General features: G+C 46.4%; 11 protein-coding genes and 1 pseudogene. 5 read left to right on the top strand and 7 right to left on the bottom strand.

All coding sequences use genetic code 11. From position 1 onward, the window contains the following. Positions 1-84 precede the first annotated feature (84 nt). The 7 genes from O3682_RS00915 to O3682_RS00885 all read right to left on the bottom strand — a co-directional run bounded on the left by O3682_RS00915 (position 85) and on the right by O3682_RS00885 (position 7323). A complete protein-coding gene (locus O3682_RS00915) occupies positions 85-1218 on the bottom strand; it encodes an AAA family ATPase (RefSeq protein WP_371508039.1) in 1134 nt (377 codons plus the stop codon). Positions 1219-1250: 32 nt separating this feature from the next. Continuing rightward, the gene (locus O3682_RS00910) at positions 1251-2054 is read right to left on the bottom strand and encodes an RNA ligase family protein (protein WP_371508038.1); all 804 of its coding nucleotides are present in this window, start codon (positions 2052-2054) and stop codon (positions 1251-1253) included. A 59-nt stretch (positions 2055-2113) separates the two neighbouring features. Beyond that, complete coding sequence (gene paeA, locus O3682_RS00905) at positions 2114-3415, bottom strand: polyamine export protein PaeA (protein ID WP_371508037.1); 1302 nt, start codon at positions 3413-3415, stop codon at positions 2114-2116. Between the two features lie 182 nt (positions 3416-3597). Beyond that, on the bottom strand, positions 3598-4023 hold the full coding sequence (locus tag O3682_RS00900) for a low molecular weight protein tyrosine phosphatase family protein (RefSeq protein WP_371508036.1): 426 nt from the start codon (positions 4021-4023) through the stop codon (positions 3598-3600). Next, positions 3995-4210, bottom strand: coding sequence for a hypothetical protein (locus O3682_RS00895; protein ID WP_036491173.1), 216 nt, complete (start codon positions 4208-4210; stop codon positions 3995-3997). The genes O3682_RS00900 and O3682_RS00895 overlap by 29 nt, the downstream gene beginning before the upstream one ends. A gap of 187 nt (positions 4211-4397) precedes the next feature. Continuing rightward, positions 4398-5705 (bottom strand): replication-associated recombination protein A, encoded by a 1308-nt coding sequence (locus O3682_RS00890; protein ID WP_371508035.1) that lies wholly within the window; start codon positions 5703-5705, stop codon positions 4398-4400. Between the two features lie 226 nt (positions 5706-5931). Next, a complete protein-coding gene (locus O3682_RS00885) occupies positions 5932-7323 on the bottom strand; it encodes a hypothetical protein (RefSeq protein WP_371508034.1) in 1392 nt (463 codons plus the stop codon). 143 nt (positions 7324-7466) lie between these two features. On the opposite strand from O3682_RS00885, the gene O3682_RS00880 reads away from it, so the two are divergent. The 5 genes and pseudogenes from O3682_RS00880 to O3682_RS00860 all read left to right on the top strand — a co-directional run bounded on the left by O3682_RS00880 (position 7467) and on the right by O3682_RS00860 (position 13068). Further along, positions 7467-7844 carry a hypothetical protein gene (locus O3682_RS00880; RefSeq protein WP_070585636.1) on the top strand — a complete coding sequence of 126 codons (378 nt, stop codon included), beginning with the start codon at positions 7467-7469 and terminating at the stop codon, positions 7842-7844. Positions 7845-7987: 143 nt separating this feature from the next. Next, positions 7988-9397: a threonine synthase gene (gene thrC, locus O3682_RS00875; protein ID WP_371508033.1), complete on the top strand. Its 1410-nt coding sequence runs from the start codon at positions 7988-7990 to the stop codon at positions 9395-9397. A gap of 228 nt (positions 9398-9625) precedes the next feature. Continuing rightward, positions 9626-11392, top strand: a complete 1767-nt coding sequence (gene msbA / locus O3682_RS00870) for a lipid A export permease/ATP-binding protein MsbA (protein ID WP_070826913.1) — start codon at positions 9626-9628, stop codon at positions 11390-11392. Positions 11393-11477: 85 nt separating this feature from the next. Then, a complete protein-coding gene (locus O3682_RS00865) occupies positions 11478-12254 on the top strand; it encodes a ferredoxin--NADP reductase (protein WP_049328975.1) in 777 nt (258 codons plus the stop codon). A 71-nt stretch (positions 12255-12325) separates the two neighbouring features. Further along, positions 12326-13068, top strand: a pseudogene (locus O3682_RS00860) (uroporphyrinogen-III synthase). Position 13069 lies beyond the last annotated feature (1 nt).

Raw genomic sequence — 13069 nt, 5'->3', positions numbered from 1 at the left:
AACCGGATTCCCAGTTGATGGAAATCCGGTTTTCTTTTTTGATTATTTGATTTTCAGACGGCCTGATTACAAGCCTTTTACCTGTTAAGAAGAAACCACAAAATCCACTGTATGTGCTTCACTGTAATCAGGGATTTCCAGCTTTTCTATCATGCGGTGCAACACATCATTCGGCACAGAATGTTCGCGGTTACGGTTTTGCGATAGTAATTGCGTGTAAGGCACCTCCAAATAAATGAGATGCACGCGTGCGCCGTAATCGGTAAACATCGGCAGCCATTTGCTGCGCAGGTCGCGGTTAAGATTGGTCGCATTAAAGACAAATGACGTACGGGCACGCAGGTATTCTTTTGCCTGCTCTTTACCCAAACGCACTGCTTCGGCGGTATGTTTGGAATCTGCGGGATTGAGTTTACGCTCACGGCGAATCTCATCCAGTGACAGCATAGGCAGATGGGCAAGATATTGCCTGATGTAACTATCTTTGCCGCTACCTGCTATGGCACACATGGCATACACATCAAAGGTCTGATCATCAAATGGCTGATAATCCGGCATTTCGCTACGGCCGTTAAGATAGAGATAGCGTCCGTAGTAGCTGGCAAAAGTACGTGCCTTGCCCCAACAAGCATTTTCTTCACAGAGTTCACGAAACAAATCAATGCGCAGCAAAATATCCTGTTGGTCGCAACATATACGACCCAGAACATCGGCTTTAGCCAGCATGGCAAGATGCGCAGTATTGACCTGCAAACTGGCCGCTATGACAGCTCGATCAGGATTAGGCTTATTAATCGCCCATAAGGGCAATCCGTGTAAGCGCACGAGTTTGGCGATTGATTCTCTTACGGCAAACGGAGCGGCAAGTTCGGTATACAGTAAAGTACGGGCGGTATGCTCGCCTTTTTTTGCGTGATGCGGCGAAACAATACGCTCTTTGCCGTTTTCTATTTCACGCTTGGTCGTACTGCGTTTTTCCACATCATGCAGCATGGCGGCAGCAAACAGAATATGCTGCTCCTGCTCATCAAGCGCTTGAAACTCGGGCAGTTTTAAAAGGGCTTCGCACACCATTTTGGTATGCGTAAATACATCGCCTTCGGCATGCCATTCAGGATCTTGAGGAACGTCCTTCATATCGGCAAACCAGCTGAAACGACGTTCTAATGCTTGCCAATCAGGAAGTTGACCGGGTATGTAATATGGGAATGTCCACATAATTGTCTTTCTTATTATTGGATAATTGGACTTCAGGCCGTCTGAAACTGCCAGCTTTGCCAATGGTATTTGTCGTAATCAATAAGACGGGCAGGCTTCCAAGTTTTCGTCCAATGAACGTCGGTTTTAACGTGTTTGGCTCGTACCAATTTGAAAAGATTGTCGAATTCATTGGATTGAACAGGCAGGTTGCCGTTGTTGGTGGCAAAATCAGTTGCATTACGGATAACGAAACCTTCACTACATGCCGCTCCTGTGTTCGGATCGTAGCCGCCAAGCTTGCCGGCAGTTTGTACGCTGTCCGTCCACAGCTCTCCCAAATTAGCAGCAAGCCATTGCGCTAAAGCAATATCTTCATTGGCGTATTTTTGAGTGAAATCTGCAAGCGGCTGGACGATGGAGATTTCTGGTGCAGTCGGAAAATCAAACAGCTGCGCATAAAATTTAACCTCTTCCCATGAAAGCCAATGTCCGCCGCGTCGGACTGCAAACAGGTAAAAATAGCTTTCCAGTTGTGAATAGGCAATCGAATGAATGCCATACATATTCTCGCCAAAAAGTTCCAGATCGCCTAAATCATCTTTGATTTGCTGCCATCGTTGCAGCAAAGGTTTATCCCACGGATGCTGGGTAGGCGCAGCATGACTACGGGCATAGAGGCCGTGCGCGGCAAAGCAGTTGTTTTGCCCATCTAATTTTTCGGTTAAAACCAATTTCGGCAGCTCGGCAAAATATGAAAGAAAGCCGCGCGGCATAAAGCGGTCGTCTGAAGTCGTGCCGAGGCTGATGGGCGCATGCAGGCTGCGGGCGTATTTTTGAGGTTCGGTTGTCGTCATAATATTTTTTCCTTTTTATTCATTTTTTAATTTTCTTTTCAAGTCTTCCCAGCGACTTGTTATATTTTCCCCGCCATATTTCCTTGTTTAGAAACCAAAAGTTGGTCTATTTTCAAATTTTCGGTATCGATGATTTCAAACTTATAACCGGCATAAACCAGAAAATCCGTGCGTTTCGGGATTTTTCGCAGGGAATACATCATAAAGCCGGCGATGGTTTCGTAGTTTTCCGAATTGGGAAACTCTTCAATATCCAATGCGCGCATAACATCGGTAAGCGGCGTAGCACCGTCCACCAACCATGTATCTTCGGTACGGCGGATGATTTGCGGCTCTTCTTCGGTATTAACCAGCTCGCCCATAACAATGCTCATCACATCTTTCAGCGTTACCACGCCAACCACCAGCGCGTATTCGTTCACTACTACGGCGAAGTCTTCGCCGGAAGTTTTGAAGGTCTCCAATACATCATAAAGCGACAGCGTGTCGGGGATAAACAAGGCTTTACGCAATACACGCTTGTCGGTCAGACGGACATCTTTTTCTTTTAAAAACAAGGTCAGCAGCGTATGCGATTCGATATAGCCGATGACGCGTTCCAAGTCCCCGTCACATACGAGGAATTTATTGTGCGGTTTGTCCGACATCATTTCCAACACGGTATCGCTGTCGTCGTGTTTGTCAAAATAGGCGATATATTCGCGCGTACTCATGGTAGAAGTGACCGTGCGCTCCTGCATATCGAAAATGTTTTCAATCAGATAGTGTTCTTGTTCTTTCAATACACCAGCCTGCGCGCCGGCATCAACGACGGCATAAATATCTTCCGAGGTCAGCTGCTCCTGGCGGACGGTTGAAATTTTGAAGAGTTTGAATATTGCGTTTGCCAACCCGTCAAAAACCCAGACAAGGGGTTTTAATATAAAAATCAAAAACATCATCGGACGCACAATGCGTACCGCCACCGCTTCGGGATGGGTCATTGCCATACGCTTGGGCATCAGGTCGGCAATTAAAATAAAGCTGCCTGTAACCAGCGAGAAAGTCAGCAAAGAGGCAACTGTGCTGCCCCAACTGCCTGCGTTCTCCAAAAGTTTGCCAAAATAAGGACGTATTGCTGCCTCGCCGACAATACCGGCAAGAATGGCGACGGCGTTCAAACCGATTTGGACGACAGTAATAAAACTGCCTGGCTGCTGCTGCATATTGATTACGTCAAGCGCGCGCGTATCGCCGCCGTCTTTCGCCATGACCTGCAATTTGATTTTGCGTGCCGAAGCAAGCGCTAGTTCGGAACAGGACACAAACGCGCTAATGACAATCAGCAGGCACAATAATAGTAAGGCTTCAAAAATATTCATGAAAAAGTGTGTGTATGGTATAGGTTAAAAATATTCAAACAGCAAAGGCCATCTGAAAAATTCAATTTGATTTTAGATTTGCGTTTTATTTGTCAGTGATGCGTGAAGTAAATGATGTTTTGGAATAAATTTTACTTAGAAGTAAGTCATATTTTTTTCAGATAATCTTGAGGAAAACCTCATTATCTAGACAGATAAGGCACGACACTTTCCTTCAATATTTCTATCAACTCTTCATCCATGTATCTGTAATCATCAGGAATATCTAAAACAATCATTTCCTTATATTGCAAAGCACGGGGAAACTGTGCCAGCAGACGGCTCTTATGTTTTTGTTCCATTACGAAAATCTTATCCGCCCATGCAATATCATCTATGGAAACAGTATACCGCGCATTGGGGCTGGTCCCTGCAGAACGTGCCTGTACATTTGGATAACGTCGAAATACGGTTTCAGCGGTAGGACTGCGCCATTGGTTACGACTACAAATAAAAAGTGCATTCATAAAAATTAAAAAAGGCGGAAAGTATCCGCCTTGTGAAAACCATCTCGATTGAATCGAAAATGTATCTTTTGAGTTAATCAAACCATTCAGCATCAAATTCATGCTGTCTGAACGGATAAATAAAACCCAGTTTTTGTGCACGTTTGATTTTATTGCTGCGGAGATACATCAAATCCCACTTTTTTTCGGGTTTATATTTCAAAGGATTTTTGCCATGTACACGATGACTAGGGCGTTGCTCTTGATGTCGTCGCCATGCACGGCTACGACCTTGATCTAAACTGTCCATTATCTGCTTTCTAATTTTGTTTCGGAAATCGGGTTCAGCAGCCGCGATTTTTTATGTATTCGATTATTCGGCAAGAAAATAGGATGACAAAATTATAGCGAAATTAAAGATATAATGCCAATATTAAACAATTTATCACGCTCAAAATAGCCAAAGGCCGTCTGAAACTTGAGACACATTTACTGTTTTAATCATCCAGCGCATCTTCATCCAAGGATTTCAACCATTTCAGCTTTTCGCCAATTTTGATTTCCAGTCCGCGCGGAACGGGTTGATAGAAATCAGGTTCATCCAAGCCGTCGGGCATATAGCTTTCGCCGGCGGCGTAGGCGTTCGGTTCGTCGTGGGCGTAGCGGTATTCGCGTCCGTAGCCTAATTCCTTCATCAATTTGGTCGGGGCGTTGCGCAGGTGGACGGGTACTTCGTTGCTGGCGTTTTCTTTGACGAAGCGGCGCATTTGGTTGTATGCCTTGTAGCCCGCGTTGGATTTAGCGGCGGCGGCAAGGTACAGCACGGCTTGCGCCAGCGCGAGTTCGCCTTCGGGTGAGCCTAAACGTTCGAAGGTGGCGGCGGCATCGTTGGCGATTTGGAAGGCGCGCGGGTCGGCAAGCCCAATGTCCTCCCACGCCATGCGCACGATGCGGCGGGCGAGGTAGCGCGGGTCGGTGCCGCCGTCGAGCATACGGCAAAACCAATACAGCGCGGCATTCGGATGCGAGCCGCGCACGGATTTGTGCAGGGCGGAGATTTGGTTGTAGAAACTCTCGCCGCCTTTGTCGAAACGGCGGATTTGCGCGCCCAAGCTGTCGGCGAGAAATTCGGCGGTTAAGGTTTTCAGACGACGTGTATCGGCAGCGCGTAAAAGTTGTTCTAATAAATTCAACAATCTGCGCGCATCGCCGTCGGCGGTATTGACGAGCAGCTCATGCGCATCGGCTTCAACCGTGAAATCCCGGTATTCGGGCAACGCCAACACTTTGGCAATCAGTTTCTTGAGGTCGTCTGAAGACAAGGATTGCAAAACATACACCGGCGCTCTGCTGAGCAATGCCGGATTGACTTCAAATGACGGGTTTTCCGTGGTGGCGCCGATAAAGGTTAATAGGCCACTTTCGACATAAGGCAAAAATGCGTCCTGTTGCGCTTTGTTGAAGCGGTGTACCTCGTCAACAAACAAAATTGTCGCGCGCCCTTGCTGCAAAGCGATTTCGGCTTTATCGATTGCCTCGCGTATGTCCTTCACGCCGGAGAATACGGCGGAAACAGGCAAAAACTGGGCATTGAAACTCTGCGCTAAAATCCGCGCCAACGTCGTTTTGCCCACGCCCGGCGGCCCCCACAGCAACATAGAATGCGGTTTTCCTCCCTCAACCGCCACGCGCAAAGGTTTGCCTTCGCCGATTAAGTGCTGCTGCCCAATGACATCGTCTAAAGAATGCGGGCGCAGACGTTCGGCAAGTGGCGCATCGGGTTGGCGGATAAAAAGGTCAGACATGGCAGTTTCCGTGAAAGAGGGTTTTCAGACGACGTGGATTATAGCAGGTCGTCTGAAAACGGACGGATGGCAAAGAGAACAATAAAGACAGGGAACACCACAACCGTCATTCCCGCGCAGGCGGGAATCCGTTTTTGAATTTCAGTTGATTGATTTTTATGACTTTACCTATCCTCAAAGATGGATTCCCGCCTGCGCGGGAATGACGGCATGGCTCTACCATAACTTACTGGCAGATTTTCTTGTCCGTGTATCCTATATCAGGATGACCATCCTTGTTTCTTGGCGAATCATGATTACAGCTGCCGTAATTAATCTGGATTGACATATTTTTTGCATTGGATTGTATCGGCAGGACAGGTTGAACATTGAAATTATTCAAGCCGGCATTGGATTGGGCGTTAAGGTCATTTTTGAATCTAACGTCCGTATTAATATCAATTGCAGGATCGTCATGACCGGTATTCTCAGGATTACCGTCGTCAATGCCATCAATATTGGTACTGATATAACCTTTTGGCATAATTTGCAGAGCTTTTCCGCTGATGACGATACATTCCTTACCTAATTTTTCAGCTGGTATTTTCCATTCTTCAATGTCATCGATTTTAGTATTATCAGTAGTCGGTGGGCAGAAAACCTTGGTGTCCCCCAAATTCCACGCCATATAGCCGTATAGAGCGTTGTTGCGTTGTTCGGGAATCGAAGAACATTCAATGTTTTTTTCCGTTTTTTCTTCTTCTGAAAGAATAGAACATTTGAAATTTTGTTTTAATTTTATTAAGTCATTTTTATCAATGCCGTTAGTTTCCTGAGAACCGTTGTTTTGTTGGAAGTTATTATGCAATAAGTACCATGAGGAGTTTCTAGGAATTTCAATGGCATGGGTAAAGTTTAAGATTCTTGTTTTATCTGGCAAAGCTAATATAAGTATATTCATAACTATAGCAAGTATCGTGAGTATATTAATAATAAATTCTTTGAGGTTTGAATTTTCAAAAAGCTTGTTGCGGAGAAAATTTCCTATTATTAAAAAAAATAGAGGTATAAATAAAATATATATATTCCCATCTATTTTTGGAAATAAATATTCTAAAAAAGATTTGAGGAATTTAGGAAGTAACCAAAAATTGATAGATAAGATAATTAATATATAAAATAATCCCAGAATAATTTCATTAGAGTTATCATTAGAGTTATTTTCCTTAGGAGATTTTGAGTTTCTATAGTTCTGTATTGTAAGAAGTAATTTTCTAATGAATGGAAATAATATTAAAAGCAAATGTAATGAAAGATAGTACAACAAAATTATAATAATAAAAATAGGTATGAAAATTGTAATCGCAGCTATCAAGTTAGAGGGATTGCTTATTACTTCAGGAAGAATACTTAATTGGTCAATCTTTAAGAGATAGATATATATAACAGATCCCCCGAATAGTATCCCTAATACTGTCGATATTCTGGAAATTTTGCTGAAGATTTCAAAATAGTCAATTGTTTGTGTTCTTTGTTGTGCAGGCTGTTTATTTTCAACTGAATGCTCTTGAATACCTTCATCAGTCATTTTGTTTTGATTCTCTTTAGGGTTTTGCGTGTTTTCGTTTGAGTTATCCATTGATCAATCCTCTATTTTCCCAAAAAAGACGGATTATACCCCGACTTTCCCCAATCCCCCATCTCACACTGCTTACGGTATAATACGCACCTGTTTAAATATTATGCGGGGCGTTTCAGACGACCTTGCGGCAAGGGATGGCTATGAATATAAAAAAGATTGTTGCCGTTGCTTCTGTGGCGGTGTTGTTAGGCGGTTGCGCTTATGATTCTGATTCTGCGTTCGGCGGTTTGGGCGGCGGTACGGGTATCGGCGGCAGCGTGGTGAAAATGGCGGTCGATCATCAATGCCGTTCGGAGTTGAACAAGCGCAATGAGTGGCGTTTGGTCGCGCTGACGATGAGCGCGGACAAGCAGCGCGAGTGGGAAGACAAAATCTGCGGCTGCGCGAGCGAGGAGGCGCCGAATCAGGTGTCCGCGCAAGAGTTGATGGATGTTTTGAATCCTTCTTCGCGCGATCGGGCGATTGCGTCGGTAACGGTGAAAACCGTCAATGCTTGTTTCAAGCGTTTGTATAGATAATGTTTTTCAGATGACCTCTGTGTATCGGGGTTGTCTGAAAGTTTATAGTGGATTAAGGTCAGGATAGGGCGGCTTGCGGGATGGTTCGCAGGCGGGTTTCCTGTTTTGACCGGCAATATTTTTGTTTTTATAGAGAAGAAATCATGAAATACATCAGCACCCGCGGTGCAACCGCACGCAAGCAATTCAGCGAAGTTTTATTGATGGGCTTGGCTCCTGACGGCGGTTTGATGCTACCTGAGCAATACCCTCAAATCGACCGTGCTACCTTAGACCAATGGCGCACACTCAGCTATCCTGAGCTGGCGTTTGAAGTCATGAGCCTGTTTGCCACCGACATCCCTGCTGATGATTTACGCGACATCATCAACCGCACCTACACCGAAGAAGTATTCGGTACCAAAGCCATTACTCCGGTGCGTACACTTTCAGACGGCATCAAAATTCAAGCCCTCTCCAATGGCCCGACTTTGGCATTCAAAGACATGGCCATGCAATTCTTGGGCAATGCGTTTGAATATGTATTGAACAAAGAAGGCAAAGAACTCAATATCTTGGGTGCCACCAGCGGCGACACCGGCTCTGCCGCCGAATATGCCCTGCGCGGTAAAAAAGGCGTCAATGTCTTCATGCTGTCTCCGGAAGGCAAAATGAGCGCATTCCAACGCGCGCAAATGTTCAGCCTGCAAGATGCCAACATCCACAACATCGCCGTTGAAGGCATGTTTGACGACTGCCAAGACATTGTCAAAGCCGTACAAAACGATGCCGAATTCAAAGCCAAATACCACATCGGCACTGTCAACTCCATCAACTGGGGCCGTATCGTCGCCCAAGCCGTGTACTACTTCGCCGGTTATTTCAATGCCACTTCGAGCAATGACGAAAAAGTCAGCTTCTGCGTGCCAAGCGGCAACTTCGGCAATGTCTGTGCCGGACATATCGCTCGTCAAATGGGCCTGCCTATTCACCGCTTGATTGTCGCCACCAATGAAAACGACGTATTGGACGAATTTTTCAAAACCGGCGCATACCGCCCGCGCAACAGCGAACACACCCACGTTACTTCCAGCCCGTCTATGGATATTTCCAAAGCCTCCAACTTCGAGCGTTTTGTATTTGACCTGATGGACCGCGATGCAGACGAAATCAAAACCTTATGGGCTGAAGTAGGCTCCGGCAAAGGTTTCAATTTGGAATTTGTCTTAAACAAAGTACATCAACAATATGGCTTTGTTTCCGGCAAATCGACCCATGCCAACCGCCTTGCCACCATCAAACAGGTTTACAAACAAGACCGTGAATTGATTGATCCGCATACAGCCGATGGTGTCAAAGTAGCGCGTGAAGTACGCGAAACCGGCGAAACCATTGTCTGCCTCGAAACCGCATTGGCTGCCAAATTTGAAGCCACCATCCATGAAGCCGTCGGCGAAGTTTCCATCCCCCGCCCTGCCGCATTGGAAGGCTTGGAAAACCTGCCGCAACGTGTCCGTGTTGTCCCTAATAACGCAACGACAGTAAAAGACATCATTAAGGAAGCTTTGGCTTAACCGGTTGTCTTTGACGACTAAAAAGGCCGTCTGAAACTTTTTCAGACGGCCGCGACTGGTACTTGAGAAGTGGATAACATTATTGCCAATCCTACCTCATCACAGTCGTTCTTATTATAAAATCAAGGCGTTAAAACAATACCAACTCCTTTTGACTTTCAATTGCAAACATTGTAATGACAGATATTTTCGTTTAGAATTGCATGTTTGCTCTAAATCTGGATTGATATGCAGACAACACAAGCCACATCCAACTGGGAGCTGTACAAGCGTTTGCTTGGATATTTAAAAAGCTATTGGAAGATGTTTATCGTCTCCGTAGTGGCCATGCTGATTGTCGCCGGTACGATGCCGGCTTTCGGTTACTTGCTCAAACCTTTGATTAATGAAGGTTTTGTCGATAAAAACATGAAAAGCATGTCATGGTTGCCGCTGGCAATTGTGGCGCTGTTTTTCGTTCGCGGCCTGTTCAACTTCATTAATGAATATTGCACGACTTATCTGTCCAGCCACTTGGTGCAGCGCTTGCGCGGTGAAATGTTCAACAAAATGATGCACCTGCCGACTTCGTATTTCAGTAGCAATACCGGCGGCCGTCTGATGTCGCGCATTTTAAGCGACGTCAACCAAATTACCGATGCAGGATTTAACGTCATTACCGTGATCGCCAAAGACGGTGTGAGCGTGGTCGGCCTGTTGGGCTTACTGACTTATCTAAACTGGCGTTTGACCCTGATTACTTTTATTATTTTGCCGGTCGTCGCCGTATGTATCCAAACGGTCAGCAAACGCTTGCGCAAATTGTCTGCCAACAACCAAATTTATCTTGGCCAGCTGATGCAGGTTTTGGGCGAAAGCATTAATGGTGAACGCGTTGTAAAAATCTACGGCGGTCAGGATTATGAAAACCGCCGCTTCAACCGTATTGCCGACGATGTGCGCCGCAACCTGCTCAAACAGGTTTCCGCCAGCTCTGCCGGTACCGGCATTACGCAATTAATGGCTTCAGTTGCTCTGGCTGCAATTATTTACGCAGCAGCCCGCCAAGCAGGGCTTTCAGGATTTAGTGCAGGCGATTTTATGTCGTTTTTGTCCAGCATGATCATGATGTTTGACCCCATCAAACGCATGACCGGCGTGATGCAATCCCTGCAACGCGGTTTGGCGGCAGCTGAAAGTGTCTTCACCTTTTTGGATCAACCTGAAGAAAGCAACGAAGGCAAACAGATTCTCAGCCCAAACCCTGGCGATATCGAATTTTGCAATGTTGTACACCGCTATCCTGAAGCCGAACGCAACAGCTTGAACCACATCAACCTGCTTGTACCGCAAGGAAAAGTTACCGCATTGGTCGGCGCATCAGGCTGCGGTAAAACCACCTTGGCTAATATGTTGCCGCGCTTCCTTAATCCGGATGAAGGCAAGGTTTTGATTGGCGGCGTCAACATCAATGAATATACACTCGAAAGCCTGCGCAGCCGCATGGCTTTCGTCGGCCAAAACGTTGTCCTGTTTAATGGTACGATTGCTGAAAACATTGCCTATGCTCAAGCTGACAAATTCAGTGAAGAAGAAATTATCAATGCTGCAAAAGCCGCGAATGCTTGGGAATTTATCCAAAAAATGCCGCAAGGTTTGCACACTGAAGTTGGCGAAAACGGTTTAAAACTGTCCGGCGGCCAACGTCAACGCCTCGCCATTGCGCGTGCGCTTTTGAAAAATGCGCCGATTTTGATTTTGGACGAAGCCACCAGCGCATTAGATAATGAATCCGAACGTTTGGTACAAACCGCATTGGAAAACCTGATGCAAAACCGTACCACATTGGTGATTGCCCACCGACTTTCAACCATCGAAAAAGCCGACAATATCGTTGTGATGCACGAAGGCAATGTAGTCGAACAAGGCACTCATCATGAATTGATCAACGCAGGCGGACGCTATTCCGACCTGCACAGCCTCAGCGAAAAATCAGCCAAACCGGCAAGCAAGTAGCTGAACACCATATTCCATTCTTTTTATTAACCTCGGCCGCCCCTACCTATTCTTTTCAGACGGCCTTATCCGACAGGAAATATCAATGGCAGCATTCAACACCCAGAAAGTCTTGTCCGTACACCACTGGACCGACGCTTACTTCACTTTCACCTGTACCCGTGACGAGTCTTTGCGCTTTGAAAACGGCCAATTCGTCATGGTCGGCCTGATGGTAGACGGCAAACCGCTGATGCGCGCATACAGCGTGGCTTCTGCCAACTGGGAAGAGCATCTGGAATTTTTCAGTATCAAAGTACAAGACGGCCCATTGACCAGCCGCCTGCAACACCTTAAAGTCGGCGACGATGTCCTCATCAGTAAAAAACCGACCGGTACACTGGTTGCCGGCGACCTGAATCCGGGCAAACATCTCTACCTCTTGAGCACCGGTACCGGTATCGCCCCTTTCTTGAGCATTACCAAAGACCCTGATGTTTATGAGCAATTCGAAAAAATTATCTTGGTTCACGGCGTACGCTACAAAAAAGACTTGGCATACTACGACCGCTTCACCAAAGAATTGCCCGAACACGAATACTTGGGCGACTTGGTTAAAGAAAAACTGATTTACTACCCGATCGTTTCACGCGAAGAATATGTACATCAAGGCCGTCTGACCGATTTAATGCGCAGCGGCAAACTCTTTGAAGACATCGGCCTACCTAAAATCAATCCGCAAGACGACCGCGCTATGCTGTGCGGCAGCCCAGCCATGTTGAAAGACACCTGCAACGTTTTGGACGAATTCGGACTGACCGTTTCTCCGAAAACCGGCGTTCGCGGCGACTACCTGATTGAGCGCGCATTCGTCGATCAATAACGTACGTTAGCAACAGGCCGTCTGAAACCCTTCTTTCAGGCGGCCTAAACCTTAATAATTTATCCCACATTATGCCTACTCTACTCATCATCCGTCCGTCCAACCGTCCACAGCAAGATATCCAAACCTGCCATACAGCCGGTTGGCAGGCTCAGGTATTGAGTCCGATCGAAATAGAGGCAGACCGTTCGACACTAAACAAACTTCCCGAACAATTCAAGCAAGCCGATGTGGTGTTTTGGGTCAGCCCGACCACTATTGAAACTGCAGCGCCGCACTTGAACTTTTCAGACGGCCCCAGAGCGCACATTACCGTCGGCCAAACCAGCCAACATACTTTGGCACAATTCTCCCCCTATCCCGCCTTCTCTCCCGAAGATGGTAACGACAGCGAAGCCGTCTTGAGAATGCCTATTTGGAAAAACCTGCCACCCAACGCCCGAGTTCTAATCATTCGAGGCCATAGAGGCCGTGATTTTCTAGCAGACAAACTGACCGAACTGGGTTTCCAAATCAACATTGCCGAAATCTATTTCAGACGGCCACACGCCATCGATTGGCAGAACTTTAAAACTGAAGACATCGCTGCCGCCTACGTCACATCCGGCGAGCTCGCGCGCGAATTTTTCCATCAGATTCCGCCGCAATTTTCCCGATTCTTCGAATCCTTGCTATACTTTACCCACCATCCGCGTATTGCCGATGCACTTCGCATTGTCGGCGCCAAACATGTAGAAACCGTCACTTCTTTATCCGCTGCACTTTCATCCATGCCACAAAGGAGCCAAGCAGTGAACCCAGTCGAAGACAATAAA

The sequence above is a fragment of the Neisseria sp. 27098_8_112 genome (assembly GCF_041433235.1).
GTDB lineage: Bacteria > Pseudomonadota > Gammaproteobacteria > Burkholderiales > Neisseriaceae > Neisseria.
The sequence above is the reverse complement of the archived record's forward strand: the minus strand, read 5'-3'. Positions and strand labels throughout refer to the sequence as shown.